We start from the raw sequence: 19,020 nt of genomic DNA, 5'->3' as shown, positions 1-19,020 counted from the left end.
AGGGACAGATATTTGCTCCTGCAATATCCGCATTCACCACATCCCTGCGGATTATGTAGGTAAGGGGCGCGAGCACGACTGCATGGATGCAGGAGGTAGAGCCACGCAGGAGCAGTTGCCGAGGAGCGGAAGCTTTGTCTAATAAAAACTTGCGATTGTCTTACCCATCAATATCACTATCTATTGCTTAAGCTATCAAGCCCCGCCTTTTCTCATCATCATCCCTTTTGATGGATTATAGCCAATGATTGCCGCTGTCATGAATACGATAAAGGCGACAAACGTATAAATAAGCGCCTGGCTGTTAAGCTGACCGTACAAGGCAAAGCGGATCAACTCAACGGCTTGGGAAAATGGATTATATTGCGCCAGATTATAAAGCAGCGCACTGGACTCTTTGATTTTCCATAAAGGATACAGTGCGGTGGACATAAAAAACATAGGGAAAATCACAAAGTTCATCACACCGGCAAAATTTTCCAGTTGTTTGATAAAGGACGACAACAATAAGCCCAGAGCACCCAGCATTAATCCTGACAATAACAGAGCCGGCAGCACCCATAAATAACCCTGCCACGGCGCCTGGATGTCATAAAACCACGCAATCGCCAAAAACACATAGACTTGCAAAACCGATACTCCGGTACCGGCCAGTAATTTACTGAGCAATAAAAACCAGCGCGGCAAGGGGCAAACCATCAATATGCGCATACTGCCCATTTCCCGGTCGTAAACCATTGATAATGAACTCTGCATGCCATTAAATAACTGAATCATGCCGATCAGGCCGGGGGTAATATAAACCTCGTAAAGAATATAGGTTTCGTAAGGCGGCGTGATCGCAAGACCTAATGCAGCTCTAAATCCGGCCGCAAAAACAAACAGCCAGACTAAAGGCCTGACCAATGCGGAAATAAACCGTTCGCGCTGAGTTACAAAACGCCATAGTTCACGCCAGATGATGCCCCACATGGCGCGCCAATAATGAACCACATTCATGCCTGCTCTCCTTGCGTCAACGTATAAAAAACGTCTTTAATTGTTAAGGCATTGTTTATTTTAAGAACGTCATCAACCGTTCCGTTGGCTTTGACCTGTCCTTTATGGAGCACGATTAAATGATCGTCCGAATAAATTTCGTCAATTAAATGACTCGCCCATAAAACCGCCAATTTTTCTTCGACGGCTAGGCGATGCACATATTCGACGATGGAAAGCCGACTGGGCACATCCAAACCGACAGTGGGCTCATCCAGCAACAGCACCGACGGCTTATGCAATAACGCTCGGGCAATCTCTACGCGCCGTCTGTGTCCGCCATTTAACTGTCGTACCTTCTCAAAACGCCGGTCATACATATTTAAACGCTCCAGCTCCTGCTGAATCCTTTGCATAGCCTGTTTTCGGCCCATGCCATGTAAAGACGTGTGATAGCGCAGATTTTGCAGCACTGACAAATCCATATCCAAGGTGGTTTGCTGAAAAACTACGCCCAGTTTTGCCAGCGCCAACAGCGTTTGTCGCTTAATATCAAAACCGCACAGCTCGATACGCCCGTCGCGCGTGTCATACAACCGCGTAATCAAGGAGAATAAAGTACTTTTACCTGCACCGTTAGGGCCTAACAAAACCGTGCATTCGCCCGGCCGAATCTTGAAATTAACTTGGGTCAGTGCTTTTTTTCCGCCATAGGAAAAACTCAGATCTTCGACGGACAATGCTATGGACGAGTTCATGGTTTTACTGCAACTCCCCACGGATAAGTGCCCACGCCAATCGATTTAGTGACTGTTTGAGTTTCAAGGTCAATTAGCGAAATATCGTTACTGGTGCCGTTAGTGGTATAAAGCCTTTTTTGATCAGGCGAAAACGCCAGATTCCAAACCCTCTGACCCACCAGCAAATATTTTTCCACTTCAAAGGTCTGGGCATTAATCACTGCGACACGGTTTGCGGGCCCCAATGCCACATAGCCGCGCTTTCTGTCTTTGTCGATAACCACGCCTACCGGCTGGATTTTATCGGCAGTAACGCCTTGCACATCAAACTTGATAGTTTTGACGATCTGCTTGGTTTTAACGTCCAGAATCATCAAGGTGCCGGCCATTTCCGAGGTGACCCACAGCTGCTGGCTATCGGCAGTAAAACCCAGAGCGCGGGGACGCGGATCAACCAGCGTGTTTTCTACGATAGCGTTGGTTTTGGTATCGATCCAATGCACCATATTGGTCGTTTCGGAAGCACTGGCCACCCATAGATTATCAGGGCTCACGATAATGCCCTCAGGCTCCACGCCCACCTTAATCTGTTTGACCGCTTTTTTATGCTTAATATCAATGACGGTGACCAGACTGTCATCTTCATTTGAGACATAAAGCCGGTCACCCGCAGGATTTAATGCAAAGGTCTCCGGGTCTTCGCCGGACGGCAACTTTCCCGTTTCCTTGAGTGTCTCGGTATCGATAATTTTAATGGTGTTATCATCGCTGACTGCCACATACAAAAACTTATTGTCGGGACTGATGGCGATGCCTCGGGGGCGCTGACCGATTTCCACCGTTTTGATTAACTTGCCGGCGATCGGGTCGACAACCGCCAGCGCATTATCTTTTTCAAGCGTAACAAACACAGTTTCGGCTTGCACGGCTCCGGCCAGCACAACCGCCGTAAACAGTCCCAATACATTCTTTTTCATCATTTACTCCATTTACAGGTCGATTCAGGTTGATCGTAACCCAAGGTATCAAGTTCGGTTTTAGGATGCAAAAAACCTTCAATCGGCGCGACCGCAACCGATGATCTGGGCGCTGCCAGCAAAACCGGCTGCCGCAACTGCCCGTCCCAGGATCGAAAAGACAAAGGATTGCCTTTATAACCCTGCAAGGCAAACGCATCGCTCAACATATAATCCTTAAGCCGATTTATATCATTAGATTTGGTACGGGTAGCTGCTTCGCCGATAGCCCTAACCGCCAGATAGGCGGCATAATCCTGCTCTTCCATCCAACGCCCTGCTTGCTCCTTGAAACGATTTTGAATCTGCACCGCCCCCCATTGTTCATGAGTTCGATGCCATGCCACAGCAACTAATCCCTGAGTACCAATCACCGGCCTTGCATTCCAGGTTCTGTATTCAAGATATTCACCAAACTGGCCTTGCTCATCGGCAACGACCAGCACATCATAATCATCCACCTGGGTAAATACCGCCACATCCGATTGCGCCGTACGCCGCGCATCGTAGGTGTGTTCCCAGTTTTTTTCCTCGACTATTTTCATGCCGAAACGTTTAGCCGACCGCCTGAGAGCATCGGCAAATAAACGATCTTCCTCTGTAACACCTATGACTAAAAACCACTTATTCCAGCGTTTTTTCATCATATACTGAGCCAACGCATCGGCACGCATTGCCCTGTTAGGCAAAAGATGCAAAACGTTATTGCGGCATTGCTCATTGCGTAGCGCATCATCAACCGTTGCCACGTCAAACAGCAGCTTATTTTTTGCAGCCGGTAAATCAGCAACGCTTTTTATTTGTTCGGCAGGCAAGTTAACGACAACATACGAATATTGATCGCCAATACCTTTATTAAACGTATCGACAACATTGCCGTCCAGCGGCACGATAAATTTTTTCAGCACAAACTGCTGCCCGGTAAACTGGCCGGTCGTATTATTGTCATCAACCGCCAATTGCACGCCCAGAACCCCCTTATCTTTAATAAAAGCATCCAGGTTAGACAACGGCGGAGGGACTTTCCGGTCTTGCGTTAAGTAAGCAATATTGATCGTCTGTTTAGCTTCGGCATAGACAACACTCACACTAAGCAAATGAATAATAAATAAAAATCTAATAGTTATTCGGAGAGACAAGTTAATTGACCGCATCGTTTCCTAACAATAATAAAATGCACAGACGCTAATTTTAACGGATTCATTAACTTTGTTTTGTTTTTCGATGAAGCTCGCTAAAACCGGCGAGTGTAATCATAAAATAATTTACGCTAATGTTCCCACATCCTCCTGTAACAACAGTCTGTTTAGCCTTGTTTTATTAGGCTAAACAGCTCAACTGTAAATAGGGTATTGACTTCGATCAACAAAGAGCTCAGCATCAATAAAAACAATCCTGATTCCAAGGTTGAATTTTAAAATCAGGACACATTCCCCGCCGTTTCTTTACGGCCTTCAACCAATCTAAAAGGACATAAAAATGGACGCCAGTACAATACAATCACGACAAGGCACACTCATTACTCCGGCATCATCCCAGAGACCGAAAAGCGTGGAAAACAACGAGCCGTCCATAGAAACCAGGTCGGATAACGATCAGAGCGACAGCCTGCAAGTTTCCAAGGAAACAGTAAAGCTTTCCGATACATCATTAAAGCTATCTACATCTTCACCGGTAAAAAGCAGTGACCAAGCCGCCTCAATAGAAAATAAAGACCAAGCTCAACAAGCGCTTAGTCAGCTTATCGCTAACATTCAAAGCAACCCGTCTCAGGCACAAGGAGCTCATAGCAACATATTTGACGGCGCTGTAAAATCATTATTAGGCTAATAATCCTTGCCAATGAGACACTTCATATTAAGTGGGATATACCTCTATCCCGTAAAATCATTAGCAGGAATTAGCGCAAACAGCTGGCCTGTCACTGAAAAGGGTTTTCAGCACGACAGAAAATGGATGATTATCGACAATGACCGGCAATTCCTCAGCCAGCGGAAATTGCCGAAAATGGCTTTAATTAAAACCGCACTGACCGATAAAAATCTGATCTTGTCCGCACCGGGCAAGGAAAACCTATCTCTTCCCCTTGAACCTGTTGACGGCCACATCATTAACAGCACCATCTGGCATGACCAGTGCGACGCCCGTAGCGTTTCAACGGAAGCCGACCAATGGCTCAGCGATTTTTTAAAACTGGATTGCCGACTGGTTTACCAGCCCGACGAAGTCGTTCGACCGGTTGATCCCGATTATGCCAAACCTGTCGATAAAGTAGCATTTTCCGACGGCTTTCCCTTCCTGATTATTTCAGAAAACTCGCTGGTTGCATTAAATCATGAAATGCAGCTGAATTTGCCAATGACCCGTTTCAGACCCAATCTGGTTATTTCCGGTTGCCCCGCCTATGCAGAAGACAGCTGGCGCGAAATCAGGATTGACGTTATAGACTTCAGACTCCCCAAACCCTGCTCCCGGTGTTCCGTCCCAACCATCGACCCTGAAACCGCGCAAATCGGCAAAGAGCCGCTCACTACACTCAATCGCACCAGAAAATGGCAAAATAAAGTCTATTTCGGACAAAATGCCCTGCATGATCAATGCGGCCAATTGACTGTCGGCGATGCTGTATATATCAAATTGACAGGCGTAAAACAACCGCCTATCTAGCCTGTTTGGGCGAACAGTCCCATCGTCCTTCATTTAAAATAAATCTTCCAATAACCATGCATAAAGTCCTTTTGCTGATTGTCATCCCGTTATTGTCTTACGGCTTTTGGCTAAGCGATGCATTTAAAGGCATCGCGGCAGGCGTCTCGATTTTCCTGTTCGGTATGTTATCTCTGGAACAAGGATTTAAAGCCTTTACCGGAGGCGTGCTGGAGCGAATTCTACAAAAGACCACAGACACTGCCTGGAAAAGTTTCGGCTTTGGTTTTGTGTCGGCTGCATTGATGCAGTCCAGCGGCTTGGTCTCAGTCATCACCATTTCATTTCTGAGTGCGGGTTTGCTTGATTTAGTCGCCGGCATCGGCATTATTTTCGGTTCCAATCTGGGTACGACTACCGGCGCCTGGCTCATCGCAGGGCTGGGGCTGAAAGTTAATATTGCCACCTACGCCATGCCGCTGCTGGTTTTTGGCGTTTTATGCGTATTTCAAAGCGGCAAACAGTTAAAAGGCATAGGCTATATCCTGACCGGCCTGGGCTTTCTGCTCCTTGGCATACACTACATGAAAGAAAGCTTTGAAGCTTTCGAAAACACTATAAATCTGGCCGAATACGCCATGCCCGGCATCAAAGGACTACTGGTCTACACTGCCGTAGGAATCATCGCCACCATTATCATGCAGTCCAGCCACGCTACGATGCTATTAACCATTACCGCGGTTTCCGTGCATCAAATTACTTATGACAATGCGCTGGCGCTGGTGATAGGCGCCAATATCGGCACCACCGTCACCGCGATCATTGCTTCTTTCGGCGCCAACATTCAGGGCAAACGCCTGGCGGGCTCACATCTGTTCATTAACCTGTTTACCGGCATCTTTGTACTGCTGTTTATTAAACAATTCGGCATCGCTGTCGACGTCATCAGCGCAAATTTGGGTATTGCCGTCTCGGACAATGCTATGAAACTGGCCACATTTCATAGCCTGTTCAATCTCGCAGGCATTATTCTATTTTTTCCGTTTATCAACCGACAGGTTATGTTGTTAGAAAGAATATTCATAGAAAAACGCCCCGCTATTTTTAAACCGAAATATTTGGATTCCTCCGCCATGGATTTCCCTGAAACAGTCGTTGAATCGGTCAGACTGGAAAGCATTCATTTATATGAAAATGCTATCCATATTATTTTGCGCACTTTTGGCCTGCGTAAACCTGATCTCCAAAAAAACGACTTACTCAAGCAACTCATAGAACAACATAATCATCCCATTGAATACGACATTGATGCCGGCTATGAGAAGAGAATAAAAGGCATTTACAGCGCCATTATTGCTTTTATCAGCCAAGCCAACTTTACTTGGGAAATGACCCAATCTTCGAAGCTTTCCTGGCTACGCGAGGCTAATAAGCACACTGTAGAAGCCATTAAAGACACCAAGCACTTGCAAAAAAACTGGACTCGCTTCAGAACATCAAACAATCAAGCCACCATAAATGAGTACAACAAAATCGCCTACCAAATAGTCTTGCATATCAAGCAGATTGAAAATTTCAGACGTGAAATTGAAAGCAACGAATTACCGTTATTATCGTTAGATGCATTAAAAGCGACTATTAGAAATGACGACATGCAAATGAATCGTGCCATTGAGACACTGATTAGAGAACAGAAAATAACCCCAGAAACCGGCTCTTCTTTGATTAATGACAGCTCCTATATGCGCAGCATTAAAAAAAATCTGCTAAAAGCCGCCGAAACACTGTTTTTACACGGCGACACCGGTACTCCCGGGGCTGAACAACAATTAACCCTGAATGACACTGAAATTAACGATGTTGTACAAACAGTCGATACGCAATAGAGTTATCCATACACCTGTTAACTACTCCCCTACTCTGTCGGACCAGCCATGAAAATAGAAAAGTTACTCCATAAATTACAGGCATTCTTTAACACCGACAGACACAAAAAAAGGCAACATATTGAGGAGTTAAGAAAAATCCTGCTTAAACTCAAGAAAAAAGAGAGAAAAATTACCCTCGCCCTGCACCAAATTGACGACGATGATTTAAGCAAACATTATCAAACTGAATTGGAAGTTATCAGGATACAGCGTAAAAAAGGCATTGAAGTTTTGCAACAACTTAAAGAACGAAAAAAAACCTAACCCACCTGGCACTTCCAACACCCGTTCTACCACGGCTGCTCACTTCTCGCTCCGGTCATTTATTAGCACAGGCCGATGCTGTTTCAAATATAATAATACTGATTAAATTAGTCTAGAATCTCCACTTTCCCGCTAATCTTTTGTACTTTTGTGAGTTACATATGCAGATTGAAGTATTTTTATCCGTTTTTACCTTATTGATACTTACATTATTGCCCATCAAAATAAACATGCCGGATATAAACAACTTTACTGTATTTCATGGCCGGCCTTTTAAGTTGCTGAAAATGGCGCTTTGCTCAAAATATAATCCGTTGTTGCTTATCCTGCTTTTTCCTTCCCTCGCAATGGCCGCAGAAGAGTCGGGGACTGCCAGCCAAATGCAACCGTTGAATCTGACTCAGCATTGGGCCGGCTATTTGGCTTTGATAGTTTTTGCTGTTGCCTACATCCTTGCCATGACCGAGGAAGTGACCGAGTTAAAAAAATCAAAACCTATGGTGTTTGCGGCAAGTCTTATCTGGATATTTATTGCTGTTTTTTATACCAAGGCCGGGTTGAGCGAACAAGCCGGAGTTGCGTTTCGCGCTACGCTTGAAAGTTATGGTGAACTATTTTTGTTCATCATGGTCTCGATGACTTACTTGAATGCAATGGAAGACCGAGGCGTATTTGACAGCCTGCGGGTCTGGCTGTTGAGCAAGAACTTCAGCTACCGGCAATTATTCTGGATTACCGGTTTCCAGTCGTTCTTTATTTCGTCCGGTTGTAACAATCTCACTACCGCACTGCTGATGGGTTCGGTTATTCTGGCTATGGGCAAAGATTGTCCGCGTTTTGTTGCCTTATCCTGCATTAATGTTGTGGTAGCCTCCAATGCAGGCGGCTCATTCAGCCCCTTTGGCGACATCACCACGTTATTGGTATGGCAAAAAGGCGTAGTGCCTTTTACCGATTTCTTTTCGCTGTTGATTCCAGCCATCGTCAACTTCGCCATTCCGGCAGCAATCATGCATTTCTTTATTCCGCAGGAAAGACCCGCAGCGGTCATGGAAGCACAGGATATGAAGCGGGGCGGATGGACAATCATCTTTCTGTTCGTATTGACCATTATTACCTCGGCTTGCTTCGAAAACTTCCTGGGCCTGCCGCCCGCTGCCGGGATGATGATGGGACTGACCTATTTGAAGTTTTTTAGTTATTACCTGCAAAAAACCAGCGATTCCCACCCCGTATTGATACCCGTGGATTTGACCGATATCAAAATCGATCATTTTGCGCCGATGAAATACATGAACAATCCGCAAGCAGAGACCAATCAACAACTGGCGAAGGAGCTGCCTTTTGATATTTTCCAGAAAGTCGCCAATCTGGAATGGGACACCTTGCTGTTTTTTTACGGTGTGATGGTCGGTGTCGGAGGCTTGAGCTTCATTGGCTATACGGAAGTGGCATCCCACCATCTATATGGCAGCATCGATCCTACTATCGCCAACGTTCTGGTGGGCTTTGCCTCGGCGCTCGTGGATAACGGCACCATTATGCTGTCTGTGCTGACGATGGCGCCAGATATTTCCCAGGGCCAGTGGTTGCTGGTAACATTGACGACCGGTGTGGGCGGCAGCATGTTGGCGGTCGGTTCCGCAGCAGGAGTGGGCTTGATGGGACAGGCTAAAGGAATTTACACCTTCACCAGCCATTTGAAATGGGCACCGGTCATTGCGCTGGGGTACTTCGGCAGTATCGCTGTCCACTTTCTTATCAATGGTCGCTATTTTTAAGCCTATCCTGAAATAGCGAATACAATTGCCTGGATAGAGTGATCACGATTTTTATCGTTTATCCAGGCAGCAATAGCGGCTCTCCGATGATGCTACAAACCCATCATCAAACTGCTTCCATGTTTTTTCAGCCAGTGCCTTCGGCTTTGATAGTCCGGCAAATGTTCAGCGACCAAAGCCCAAAAATGCGCAGAGTGGTTCCTGATCTTGATATGGCAAAGCTCATGTACCACCACGTATTCCAGAACTTCGGGAGGGGCTATGATCAGCAGCCAATTGATATTGATGTCGTTATGAATGCCGCAACTGCCCCATCGGCTTTTTTGCGTTTTGATTTTAATGGTCTGGGGAAACAGCTGTTTTCTTTCCGCATGCTGTTTTACCACCTGCTCTACCTGACTTTTCGATTCCTTTTTCATCCAGCGCATTAACGCTTCTTTTATCTCGGCACTGTGCTCTTTAATCATCAATGCCTCAGGCATGTGGACTATAAATTCCCGGCTAAACTCTATTTTTATTCTTTTTAATTTTGAGGGTAACACTGCCAATTTATACGATGCCCCCTGATAAGGAATTTCAGCGCCATGCCCGTAAACAGCCGGAGCCAATTTTTTATGATGTAGGCTCTTGGCTTCAATTTTAGCCAATGTTTGGACTATCCACTGTTGCTTGCTCTGAACAAACTGATGGATTTTATGTTCGGCGACTCTGGGTGGAGCGACAACTTCGACTTTGCCGAGCGTTACGATAATTCGCATCTGCGTGGCCCGTTGACTGCGCCGGATTTGGTAGGAAAATGCTGGATTAGAAATGACGGCTCTCGATTTTATTGGGGACAACACATTTTTGCTAAAATTTAATCATCCTGATTAATCATATGGGTTGCCAACTGCTGCAATGCCTGGCGTAAATTTTCCCTTAAATTTACGTCCATGGCTATTTCATTCAGGGCTTTATTCATGCATAACATCCACTGATCTCTTGCAACCTCGTCAATTGCAAAGGGAAAATGCCGCTGCCGCAACCTTGGATGCCCGTATTCCTGAATAAACAGATCGGGACCGCCCAGCCAGCCCGACAAAAATTTAAACAACTTGGTGCGCGCATCCGACAAGTTCGCCGCGTGCATAGCTCGAATTCCGGCGGCTTCAGGCAAAGTGTCCATGAAAAAATAAAACCGTTCAACCAGACTGAGTATTGTCGCCTCTCCGCCTGCCAGTTCATAAGGCGTAGTTTGTATGTTTTCTGTCATAATCCAGTGCTATAAAAAATCATTCTTTCAATAATCTGATATTCTACTAAATATTCTTACCAAGACAGCCAAACTCTTGTAAGATTTAGAGGTCTATCTTTTCTGTTAACCATTTATTTTAAGGAATTCAAATAAAATGAGCTTAAATACCGCTATTTCACGCCCGGAAGCCGATATTCTGGCAACCAATAAAGTACTGAGAAACACCTATTTGTTATTATCAATGACATTGATTTTCAGCGCTATGACAGCAGGCGCCGCAATGGCTCTGAATCTGCCGCATTTTAGCCCTATCATTACCCTGATCGGTTATTTCGGCCTGCTGTTCTTAACCACCAAATTCAGCAACAGCGCTTTGGGCCTGGTTTTTGTTTTTGCATTGACCGGCTTTATGGGATTAACTCTCGGCCCTATTTTAACGATGTACATTAAGGCCTTCAGTAATGGCCACGAACTGATCATGACGGCATTAGGCGGCACAGGCGTTATATTCCTGGGTCTTTCAGGCTATGCCTTAACAACGCGCAAAGATTTCAGCTTTATGGGCGGCTTCCTGATGGTGGGCGTACTGGTGGCATTCCTGGCGGGTCTGGGCGCGATGTTTTTCGCTATACCGGCTTTATCGCTGGCGGTGTCGGCCATGTTTATCCTGCTGATGTCCGGCATGATCTTATTCCAAACCAGTGAAATAATTCACGGCGGCGAAACCAACTACATTTTGGCGACTGTTTCTTTATACGTGTCTATCTACAACCTGTTCCTGAGCTTGTTGCAGTTATTAGGCGTATTCAGCGGCGACGACTAAATCATTTTTTACAAGCGTCCTACATAAAAAAGCCCGGCTTACTGGGTAAGCCGGGCTTTTTTATGTATTGCTGTTTTATGACTTTGTTTTGGAACCATGTAAACGAATCAATAAAGCGGCCTCATCATGACTTAATCCTGAGTTTTGCATTAATTCATTAACACTCGCCCCGCTTCTTACTTTTCGGATATCTCCACTGTACGGGTGGGAAGACTGGTCGCTTTGCTCAACTTCAGCAATCTTTGCCGCCAGATCATCGATTTGCCCGTCGGTAACGGCTATCCGACTATCCACTGTGGCTATCCGGCTATCGACTGTCAAAGCGGCCGAACACAAACCGGCAATGTCATTACTGTTGCCGTGAACAATATCATTAAGAACCTGATAATCGTGTTTAAGTTTCAGTTGCGTACGCACCAGCCAAAAAAGCACCACGAGCATAACAACAATAGTTACGCCCTCAATGATAAGAACGACCATCAAAGGATTAGTCATTAAACAATTTCATCAATATGTTGAATGGGTTCAGCATCTTGTTCTTCCACTTCTTGATTTTTTCTACGTTGTTGTTTCTCTGGGCGATGGTCATCCCGGTCAATTCTTTTGGGCTTTACGACTGGAAAAGAAGGTGCTAAAGGTTGTATTTCTAACATACCGGCCTCTTATAACTGATATTGGCGCGCGAGTAATGATTCCGTTTTTTAATATTAGCAGTCATTTCATTTTATGTTAATTAAATCAGTATTATGGTTGACCAACAGCGGCGGCTGTCGGAGCCAGATTTAATAACTTGGCGCGTTCTTCATCATTAGCGCCATAGCGGGCAAAAGCCTGCGACATTAAAACCAGGACCACTCGCCTGTTTTTAAACCGCCCCGCTTCTATTTTGTTATCGTCAATAGGATGAAATTCTCCATAACCGATCGCTGACAAGCGAAGAGGATTGATACCCTCCTTAACAAACTCATGCACAACACTGGTTGCCCGAGCGGATGACAAATCCCAATTCGACCTGAATTTTATGTTATCGATAGGAATATTATCGGTATGCCCTTCAACATTAATCATATTTGGCAATGGATTAATCACTTCAACAATCTTTTTCAGTACAGGTATCGCCTTTTTGGATAATTCCGCCTCACCACTCAAGAACAGCATTTCGCTGTTCATTTCCAGCTCTATCCAATAGTCATTTTTCTTGACGGAAACCAGATTGTCATTGATAAAAGGCGCTAAAACCTGTTCGAATTGGTCTGACACTTGACCCAACTGTTTTCGTTCTTTTAATATTTCTTCACTCAGCTCGCGTCTTTCCTCAACTTCCATCGTTGCTGGATTTTCTAATGGAATAGGCTGAATAGTCGTCGGCAAAGCGCCTATCGGAACGGGGTCAATCTCATTACCCTGTTGCTCTTTGTTTGAAAACGCGTCGCCTAATGAATCGGCCAGTGTCTTGTACTTCCCTTCATTAACCGAAGAGATCGAATACATGACCACAAAAAAGGCAAGTAATAAGGTTATGAAATCTGCGTAAGACACCATCCATCGATCATGACTATTAGTCTCCACTATGCGTCTTTTTCTACGCCTCGCCATAGCCTAGTCTTTATATGAGCCATGCAGATAGCCGCCCAATTTCAGCTTGATATTTCTTGGGTTTTCGCCTTCTGCAATAGAGATAATACCCTCAGCCAGCATTTCTCTGGCCTGGGTCAATGCAAGCACATGAGCTTTTAACTTATTGGCAATCGGCAAAAAAACCAGGTTGGCTGAACCTACGCCATATATTGTCGCGACAAAAGCTGTGGCTATTCCTTGCCCTAAAAGCTCAGGGTTAGTCAGGTTCTGCATCACATGAATCAAGCCCATCACGGCACCGAGAATACCGATGGTCGGCGCATAACCGCCCATCGCCTCGTATAATCCTGCCGCCTGTAAATCCATGCTTTCCTTTGAATACATATCCAGATCCAATATGTCGCGTATGGCGTCAGGATCATTTCCGTCAACCAACAACTGTAAGCCTTTTTTTATAAAGGGATCCTTTTCATTGGGTAGCGCATTTTCAAGACCTAACAAACCCTCTTTTCGCGCCAGCAAGCTCCAGTAAATCACCTTGTCAATTTGCGCTGAAAGATTCATTTCTTTTGATATTACCACCCACGAAAACATTTTCATGCTTCTGACAAAAGTAGCCGGTGGGAATTGCAAAAGTGTCGCCCCGAATGTACCCCCAAACACAATAATAAGCGCAGGTACGTTGACCAATGAGTTGATGTCGCCACCATCCAGCATGATCCCCAACAAAATCGCACCGATACCGATACAAATACCCGCAATACTTAAAATATCCATTTTTAGTTTTCAGATTGCCAGCTAAAAACCATCAATCATTTGTCCATTCGGATAGTCTTGAGCGTAATCTCAACACGGCCTGCGTACTGATTTGGCTGACTCTGGATTCACTAATGTTTAAAACTTCACCGATTTCGCGCAAGTTAAGTTCTTCGTCATAATAGAGTGAAATAACTAGGCGCTCGCGTTCGGGTAATCCCATGATGGCGTTTGCCAATGCCTGCTGAAATCCTTCACGACTCAAGCCGTCTGCCAGTCCTTCTTCATGATTCAGGGCTTCATCCAGATAATGATCTCCATCTTGCGCCAATTCTTCGACGCTAAACACGCGGCAGCTGCTTGAATCATGAAGAATGTGATTATATTCGTCAATAGCTATGCCTAAATGCTCAGCTACATCGATGTCTCTTGCCTCGCGCCCGGTTTTATTTTCGATCGTCCGTATGGCGTCAGAAACCATTCGCGATTTTTTATGCACGGAACGAGGCGTCCAGTCACTGCGCCTGACCTCATCCAGCATGGAACCGCGGATGCGAATACCGGCATAGGTGTCAAAGCTGGCCCCCTGCGAGGAATCATAATTCTTGATAGCTTCCAGCAAGCCGAGCATCCCTGCCTGAATCAAATCATCGACTTGAACGGAATCGGGCAGTCTGTTCAATAAGTGGTAGGCAATGCGCTTAACTAACGGGGCATGCTGTATGACACGTTCATCGGTGCCTCCAGCCTGTACCGAAGTGTACATTGCCACGCCGCTCATGCGACATCCTTTTGGGACCCGTATTGGATCATTCTTTCAATAAAAAACTCGATATAGCCGCCCGCTTGGGATTTCAGCGGCCAACTGTCAATTCTTGCGGCTATCGTTTTCAGCGCGAGAGATGCCTTGCTTCTGGGAAAGCCCATAACAACCGGCGTTTGTTTTTGAACTGATTTTCGTAAATATTCGTCGTACGGTACTGCGCCTGCAAACTTCAGGGTAACATCCAGATAGCGATCCGTTACTTTACTTAATTTCTGGAATAATGCATGACCTTGCTGAACGGTTTGAACCATATTGGTTATCACATGAAAATTGGACAGCCCATAATCTCTGTTAAGCAACTTGATAAAGGCATAAGCATCGGTTAACGAGGTCGGCTCATCACAAACAACAACGATAATCTCCTGGCAGGCGCGGGCAAAATTGACCACGCTTGCCGATATGCCGGCCGCAGTATCGACAATCAATACATCGATATCCTGATCGATCTCGCTAAAAGCATGGATCACTGCCGCTTGCTCAATTGTGGTCAATTCAGACATCTTCTGAATGCCGGATGCGCCGGGGATCACCCTCAAACCCGACGGTCCGGCAATCATGATTTCATCTAATGTTTTTTCTCCTGACAGCACATGCGAAAGGTTGAACTTGGGGTACACGCCTAGCAAAATATCGACATTAGCCAATCCCATGTCGGCATCCATTAACACCACCCGCTGCCCCATTTGTGACAGCGCTATGCCGATGTTAACCGACAAGTTTGTTTTGCCTACCCCACCCTTGCCGCTGGTGACTGCGATAACCCGAACAGGTTTTATTTTATTCATTCTTCTTATCCCCGCTGCTTGATCAGGTTGCTTATGCATAGCCTTGCGCCGCCCAAGCCTCATTATTGACATCGTTATAATCGCTTTCCTGATCCAACTCAGCCACACATTGTGCGATTAAAGTCCGGGCGCAAGGGCTATGCATATCTTCAGGCACTTGCTGACCGTCGGCAATAAAGGACAGCGGCAGGTTATTCTCTATGATTGAAGAAACTGCCGAACCAATCGTGGCTGCTTCGTCAAGTTTAGTCAAAATACTCGCTTGCGGTTCAAAAACCTGGAAAGCTTTGATAATTTCATTCATAGCCTTGTATTCGGTGGCAGCCGACATCACCAGATAGGATTTAATGTCGATGCCGCTTTGTTGCAAGGTATTAATCTGCTCAACCAACTTCATATCACGTTGGCTCATGCCGGCAGTATCAATCAAAATAAGGCGCTTGTCCGAAAAACCATTGATAAGATTACGCAGTTCTGCGGCGCTGGATGCCACCCGAACGGGAACGTCAAGTATCCGACCATAGGTATTAAGTTGCTCATGTGCGCCAATACGGTAATTATCGGTGGTAATCAGGGCAACCTGCCTTGGTCCGTGTTTTAAAATAAACTTGGCAGCCAACTTGGCAATCGTTGTAGTTTTTCCTACGCCGGTAGGTCCTACTAAAGCGACAATGCCGCCATGTTGCAGCAAGTCATCCTCAGCTACAGGTAACACTTTAGCCAACAACTCTTGAGCCTGGGCAAAAACAAGTTCGGGATCAGTGTGATTAGTAAAGCGGTTAGCAATTTTAACACTCAATTTTCTTGAAATGCTCATTCCCGCCAAACGCTGTAGCAAATCCGCCCTGACCGGGTTGGTTTGCGACATTGCACCCCAACTAACGCTGGACAGTTTGGAGTCCATCGCAGACCTTAGGGATTTAAGTTCCTTGCTCATTTCCATTAGCAAATTATCAGACGGACTGCTCTGCTTTTCGGCTGGAATAGCTATTTGCATGGGTCTTTCTACTGGCTTGGGCCTTTGTGTTACCGCAGGTGCAACCGGCTTCGCGACTTTTGCCGTGACTGTTTCCATATTTCCGCGTAGATGCACCTTTTCTGCATAGCCGACATATTGGTCAATATTCCGGCGACTGCCGGGGATGGCGGAAGTGTCGCGATCGGTAGAGAACCGTTGTTGCGGCCGTACTGGAGAACGCTCAGGCAGAAAACCATCGGCACTTTGTTTTCTCTGGCTGCTTAATACGTGCAAACGATTTTTTTCCGCTTCAAAGTCAGGCAAATCCATTTTTCTAGTTTCACGATTGCCTGAAGTTTCGCTGTCGGCAGGGAATCGCTGCGAACGCTCAGAAGCCTGTTGTTCTGCGGCCTGTTTTTGCAACTTGCTCTGGATCAACTGCTCATCAAAGTCTCGCGCGGCGACAATTTCAACACCGCCATCAACGGATCTGTTTGACATGATGACTGCATCTGCGCCCAATTCCTCTTTAACCATTCGCATGGCCTGACGTATATCTGGTGCAAAAAAACGTTTAATTTTCATAACTTAGCCTCATGTACTATGTTCTTCGTCCGACAGTTGAAACCACTTTGATCTGACGATCAGCAGGTATTTCATTGTATGCCAAGACATGTAACCCGGGAATTGAATGACGAACGAATCGGGACAACCAGGGGCGGATATAAGAAGAAACCAGCAACACCGCCGTCTGTCCTTCCATTTCCATTTTTTGCATACTTTCTTGTAATGATGTGTGCATTTGTTCTGCTAGCCCTGGTTCGATCCCGACACCGCTTTCACCTGCCGTTTGCAAAGATTTATGCAACAATTGTTCCAACTCATGATCCAGTGTAATAACCGGTAACTCATCCTGCATGCCGCTGATTTCATGGATAATTAATCGACCCAAACCCGCACGTACCGCAGATGTCAGGATGTCGGGATCTTGACTCCTGAGCCCATACTCCGCCAAAGTTTCGACGATAGTACGCATATCCCTGATAGGTACATGCTCTTGTAACAGGTTTTGCAACACCTTAACCACCACACCCAACGGCAATGTTTTCGGGACCAGGTCCTCGACCAACTTAGGAGCAGATTTAGCCAGATTATCGAGGATCTTATGCGCCTCTTCATATCCGAACAATTCATGGGCATGCGACTGCAAGAGGTGACTCAGATGAGTCGCCACCACCGTTCCAGGGTCAACGACGGTATAACCCAGAGTTTGTGCGTGATCTTTCTGGTTGGGTTCGATCCATACTGCATCCAGGCCGAAAGCAGGATCCTTGCACTCTTTACCTTTCAAGGTACCAAAAACGCGGCCCGGATTAATCGCCATCTCCATATCCGGCATAATTTCAGCTTCACCTACGGTCACCCCCATCAGCGAAATCTTGTAGACCGTTGGACTTAAATCGAGGTTATCCCGAATATGCACCGATGGAATTAAAAAGCCCAATTCTTGAGACAATTTTTTCCGTACGCCTTTGATGCGAACCATAAGCTGCCCGCCCTGATTCTTGTCCACTAAGGGAATGAGCCGGTAACCTACTTCCAGTCCGACGACATCAACCGGCATAACATCATCCCAGCCCAACTCTTTGGCCTCGGGAGGGGGCGTATTAAGAGCCAGCTCCTGCGGATAATCAGCAGCAATCAACTCAACTTCTTTATGCTGCTTCTCAATTAAATAGGCGGATCCGGCTAAAGCCAGAGCCAGTAGAATAAAGACCATATTCGGCATGCCGGGAATGATACCCAGCGCGCCCACCACCGCCGCTGTAACCGTCAACGCTTTGGGATTTGCAAATAGCTGCGCTGTGACCTGTTGCCCGATATTTTCACCGCTGCTGCCAACCTTGGTGACCACCAGTGCGGAAGCTGTCGACAATAATAAAGAAGGAATCTGGGCGACTAAACCATCACCAATGGACAGTAATACGTAAATCTTTCCTGCTTCAGCAAAACTCAGATCATGCTGAAGAACCCCAATAGCCAAGCCGCCGATCATGTTTACAAATAAAATAATAATACCGGCAACCGCATCGCCCCTGACAAATTTACTCGCGCCGTCCATGGAGCCGTAAAAATCCGCTTCGGTAGCCACTTCGGCGCGCCGCTCACGCGCTTCATCCTGGGTCAGCAAGCCTGCATTCAAATCCGCATCAATTGCCATCTGCTTGCCCGGCATCGCATCCAGCGTAAACCTCGCCCCGACTTCCGCAATCCGCCCGGCGCCCTTGGTGACGACCATGAAGTTAATGATGATCAAAATCGCAAAAACCACCAGACCCACGGCAAAGTTACCGCCGATAACAAAAGCGCCGAAGGCCTCAATCACCTTACCGGCGGCATCGCCGCCGTTATGCCCGTCAATTAATACAATACGTGTCGAAGCCACGTTCAGCGCCAATCGTAATATGGTTGCGAGCAGAATAACGGTTGGGAATGATGCGAATTCCAACGGCTTAAGCGTATAGACAACAACCAGCAGGATGATTAACGAGAAAGCGATATTAAAGGTAAATAGCAGATCGAGTATGAATGCCGGCAACGGTAATATCAGCATCGACAATACCATGACGATAACTAATGGCGCACCCAGTTCGGCTTTGCCCAGTACCGCTAACGCCGCTTTTAATTTAGTAAAATCCATACCCTA

Annotated in this window: 20 protein-coding genes; 6 read left to right on the top strand and 14 right to left on the bottom strand. The window is 46.1% G+C overall.

Translation table 11 applies throughout. From position 1 onward, the window contains the following. Positions 1–195: 195 nt before the first annotated feature. The 4 genes from Q8L79_RS10345 to Q8L79_RS10330 are packed head-to-tail and all read right to left on the bottom strand — an operon-like array spanning position 196 to position 3,888. The gene (locus Q8L79_RS10345) at positions 196–999 is read right to left on the bottom strand and encodes an ABC transporter permease (protein ID WP_305270707.1); all 804 of its coding nucleotides are present in this window, start codon (positions 997–999) and stop codon (positions 196–198) included. Further along, the gene (locus Q8L79_RS10340) at positions 996–1,736 is read right to left on the bottom strand and encodes an ABC transporter ATP-binding protein (RefSeq protein WP_305270705.1); all 741 of its coding nucleotides are present in this window, start codon (positions 1,734–1,736) and stop codon (positions 996–998) included. Before Q8L79_RS10340 ends, Q8L79_RS10345 begins: the two co-directional genes overlap by 4 nt. Then, complete coding sequence (locus Q8L79_RS10335; protein WP_305270811.1) at positions 1,733–2,695, bottom strand: PQQ-dependent catabolism-associated beta-propeller protein; 963 nt, start codon at positions 2,693–2,695, stop codon at positions 1,733–1,735. Before Q8L79_RS10335 ends, Q8L79_RS10340 begins: the two co-directional genes overlap by 4 nt. Next, positions 2,695–3,888 carry an ABC transporter substrate-binding protein gene (locus Q8L79_RS10330; protein WP_305270702.1) on the bottom strand — a complete coding sequence of 398 codons (1,194 nt, stop codon included), beginning with the start codon at positions 3,886–3,888 and terminating at the stop codon, positions 2,695–2,697. The genes Q8L79_RS10335 and Q8L79_RS10330 overlap by 1 nt, the downstream gene beginning before the upstream one ends. Before the next feature lie 325 nt (positions 3,889–4,213). Between Q8L79_RS10330 and Q8L79_RS10325 the strand changes: the two genes are divergently transcribed. The 5 genes from Q8L79_RS10325 to nhaD all read left to right on the top strand — a co-directional run bounded on the left by Q8L79_RS10325 (position 4,214) and on the right by nhaD (position 9,353). Then, positions 4,214–4,564, top strand: a complete 351-nt coding sequence (locus Q8L79_RS10325) for a hypothetical protein (RefSeq protein WP_305270700.1) — start codon at positions 4,214–4,216, stop codon at positions 4,562–4,564. Positions 4,565–4,576: 12 nt separating this feature from the next. After that, positions 4,577–5,401 (top strand): MOSC domain-containing protein, encoded by an 825-nt coding sequence (locus tag Q8L79_RS10320; protein WP_305270698.1) that lies wholly within the window; start codon positions 4,577–4,579, stop codon positions 5,399–5,401. 56 nt (positions 5,402–5,457) lie between these two features. Then, a complete protein-coding gene (locus Q8L79_RS10315) occupies positions 5,458–7,266 on the top strand; it encodes a Na/Pi cotransporter family protein (RefSeq protein ID WP_305270696.1) in 1,809 nt (602 codons plus the stop codon). 48 nt (positions 7,267–7,314) lie between these two features. Then, entirely contained in the window at positions 7,315–7,572 is a 258-nt protein-coding gene (locus Q8L79_RS10310) for a hypothetical protein (protein WP_305270694.1), read from the top strand. Positions 7,573–7,859: 287 nt separating this feature from the next. Beyond that, positions 7,860–9,353 carry a sodium:proton antiporter NhaD gene (gene nhaD, locus Q8L79_RS10305; RefSeq protein WP_370869928.1) on the top strand — a complete coding sequence of 498 codons (1,494 nt, stop codon included), beginning with the start codon at positions 7,860–7,862 and terminating at the stop codon, positions 9,351–9,353. Positions 9,354–9,445: 92 nt separating this feature from the next. On the opposite strand, the gene Q8L79_RS10300 is transcribed toward nhaD, so the two are convergent. Together Q8L79_RS10300 and Q8L79_RS10295 are read right to left on the bottom strand one after the other, a co-directional pair. Further along, positions 9,446–10,111, bottom strand: a complete 666-nt coding sequence (locus tag Q8L79_RS10300; protein WP_305270692.1) for a M48 family metallopeptidase — start codon at positions 10,109–10,111, stop codon at positions 9,446–9,448. A 98-nt stretch (positions 10,112–10,209) separates the two neighbouring features. Next, positions 10,210–10,605, bottom strand: a complete 396-nt coding sequence (locus Q8L79_RS10295) for a group II truncated hemoglobin (protein WP_305270690.1) — start codon at positions 10,603–10,605, stop codon at positions 10,210–10,212. Positions 10,606–10,741: 136 nt separating this feature from the next. Between Q8L79_RS10295 and Q8L79_RS10290 the strand changes: the two genes are divergently transcribed. Beyond that, complete coding sequence (locus Q8L79_RS10290) at positions 10,742–11,410, top strand: Bax inhibitor-1/YccA family protein (RefSeq protein WP_305270688.1); 669 nt, start codon at positions 10,742–10,744, stop codon at positions 11,408–11,410. A 75-nt stretch (positions 11,411–11,485) separates the two neighbouring features. On the opposite strand, the gene Q8L79_RS10285 is transcribed toward Q8L79_RS10290, so the two are convergent. The 8 genes from Q8L79_RS10285 to flhA form a co-directional block, all read right to left on the bottom strand. Continuing rightward, complete coding sequence (locus Q8L79_RS10285; RefSeq protein ID WP_305270686.1) at positions 11,486–11,905, bottom strand: DUF2802 domain-containing protein; 420 nt, start codon at positions 11,903–11,905, stop codon at positions 11,486–11,488. Next, positions 11,905–12,063, bottom strand: coding sequence for a hypothetical protein (locus Q8L79_RS10280; RefSeq protein WP_305270684.1), 159 nt, complete (start codon positions 12,061–12,063; stop codon positions 11,905–11,907). The genes Q8L79_RS10285 and Q8L79_RS10280 overlap by 1 nt, the downstream gene beginning before the upstream one ends. A 91-nt stretch (positions 12,064–12,154) precedes the next feature. Next, the gene (gene motD, locus Q8L79_RS10275; RefSeq protein ID WP_305270683.1) at positions 12,155–13,006 is read right to left on the bottom strand and encodes a flagellar motor protein MotD; all 852 of its coding nucleotides are present in this window, start codon (positions 13,004–13,006) and stop codon (positions 12,155–12,157) included. A 3-nt stretch (positions 13,007–13,009) separates the two neighbouring features. After that, positions 13,010–13,765: a flagellar motor protein gene (locus tag Q8L79_RS10270; protein ID WP_305270681.1), complete on the bottom strand. Its 756-nt coding sequence runs from the start codon at positions 13,763–13,765 to the stop codon at positions 13,010–13,012. 31 nt (positions 13,766–13,796) lie between these two features. Continuing rightward, positions 13,797–14,525: an RNA polymerase sigma factor FliA gene (locus Q8L79_RS10265; RefSeq protein WP_305270679.1), complete on the bottom strand. Its 729-nt coding sequence runs from the start codon at positions 14,523–14,525 to the stop codon at positions 13,797–13,799. Beyond that, positions 14,522–15,355: a MinD/ParA family protein gene (locus Q8L79_RS10260; RefSeq protein WP_305270677.1), complete on the bottom strand. Its 834-nt coding sequence runs from the start codon at positions 15,353–15,355 to the stop codon at positions 14,522–14,524. Before Q8L79_RS10260 ends, Q8L79_RS10265 begins: the two co-directional genes overlap by 4 nt. 31 nt (positions 15,356–15,386) lie before the next feature. Then, positions 15,387–16,898: a flagellar biosynthesis protein FlhF gene (gene flhF, locus Q8L79_RS10255; protein WP_305270675.1), complete on the bottom strand. Its 1,512-nt coding sequence runs from the start codon at positions 16,896–16,898 to the stop codon at positions 15,387–15,389. A 16-nt stretch (positions 16,899–16,914) separates the two neighbouring features. Continuing rightward, entirely contained in the window at positions 16,915–19,014 is a 2,100-nt protein-coding gene (gene flhA, locus Q8L79_RS10250) for a flagellar biosynthesis protein FlhA (RefSeq protein ID WP_305270673.1), read from the bottom strand. Positions 19,015–19,020: the final 6 nt, after the last annotated feature.

The organism is Methylobacter sp., from assembly GCF_030680395.1.
Taxonomy (GTDB): Bacteria; Pseudomonadota; Gammaproteobacteria; order Methylococcales; family Methylomonadaceae; genus Methylobacter_A.
The sequence above is the reverse complement of the archived record's forward strand: the minus strand, read 5'-3'. Positions and strand labels throughout refer to the sequence as shown.

Excerpts from the sequence above, each read along its gene's own strand:
- Q8L79_RS10345 (WP_305270707.1), bottom strand. The coding sequence starts at position 999 with ATGAATGTGGTTCATTATTGGCGCGCCATGTGGGGCATCATCTGGCGT.
- Q8L79_RS10340 (WP_305270705.1), bottom strand. The coding sequence starts at position 1,736 with ATGAACTCGTCCATAGCATTGTCCGTCGAAGATCTGAGTTTTTCCTAT.
- Q8L79_RS10335 (WP_305270811.1), bottom strand. The coding sequence starts at position 2,695 with ATGAAAAAGAATGTATTGGGACTGTTTACGGCGGTTGTGCTGGCCGGA.
- Q8L79_RS10330 (WP_305270702.1), bottom strand. The coding sequence starts at position 3,888 with ATGCGGTCAATTAACTTGTCTCTCCGAATAACTATTAGATTTTTATTT.
- Q8L79_RS10325 (WP_305270700.1), top strand. The coding sequence starts at position 4,214 with ATGGACGCCAGTACAATACAATCACGACAAGGCACACTCATTACTCCG.
- Q8L79_RS10320 (WP_305270698.1), top strand. The coding sequence starts at position 4,577 with ATGAGACACTTCATATTAAGTGGGATATACCTCTATCCCGTAAAATCA.
- Q8L79_RS10315 (WP_305270696.1), top strand. The coding sequence starts at position 5,458 with ATGCATAAAGTCCTTTTGCTGATTGTCATCCCGTTATTGTCTTACGGC.
- Q8L79_RS10310 (WP_305270694.1), top strand. The coding sequence starts at position 7,315 with ATGAAAATAGAAAAGTTACTCCATAAATTACAGGCATTCTTTAACACC.
- nhaD (WP_370869928.1), top strand. The coding sequence starts at position 7,860 with ATGGCGCTTTGCTCAAAATATAATCCGTTGTTGCTTATCCTGCTTTTT.
- Q8L79_RS10300 (WP_305270692.1), bottom strand. The coding sequence starts at position 10,111 with ATGCGAATTATCGTAACGCTCGGCAAAGTCGAAGTTGTCGCTCCACCC.
- Q8L79_RS10295 (WP_305270690.1), bottom strand. The coding sequence starts at position 10,605 with ATGACAGAAAACATACAAACTACGCCTTATGAACTGGCAGGCGGAGAG.
- Q8L79_RS10290 (WP_305270688.1), top strand. The coding sequence starts at position 10,742 with ATGAGCTTAAATACCGCTATTTCACGCCCGGAAGCCGATATTCTGGCA.
- Q8L79_RS10285 (WP_305270686.1), bottom strand. The coding sequence starts at position 11,905 with ATGACTAATCCTTTGATGGTCGTTCTTATCATTGAGGGCGTAACTATT.
- Q8L79_RS10280 (WP_305270684.1), bottom strand. The coding sequence starts at position 12,063 with ATGTTAGAAATACAACCTTTAGCACCTTCTTTTCCAGTCGTAAAGCCC.
- motD (WP_305270683.1), bottom strand. The coding sequence starts at position 13,006 with ATGGCGAGGCGTAGAAAAAGACGCATAGTGGAGACTAATAGTCATGAT.
- Q8L79_RS10270 (WP_305270681.1), bottom strand. The coding sequence starts at position 13,765 with ATGGATATTTTAAGTATTGCGGGTATTTGTATCGGTATCGGTGCGATT.
- Q8L79_RS10265 (WP_305270679.1), bottom strand. The coding sequence starts at position 14,525 with ATGAGCGGCGTGGCAATGTACACTTCGGTACAGGCTGGAGGCACCGAT.
- Q8L79_RS10260 (WP_305270677.1), bottom strand. The coding sequence starts at position 15,355 with ATGAATAAAATAAAACCTGTTCGGGTTATCGCAGTCACCAGCGGCAAG.
- flhF (WP_305270675.1), bottom strand. The coding sequence starts at position 16,898 with ATGAAAATTAAACGTTTTTTTGCACCAGATATACGTCAGGCCATGCGA.
- flhA (WP_305270673.1), bottom strand. The coding sequence starts at position 19,014 with ATGGATTTTACTAAATTAAAAGCGGCGTTAGCGGTACTGGGCAAAGCC.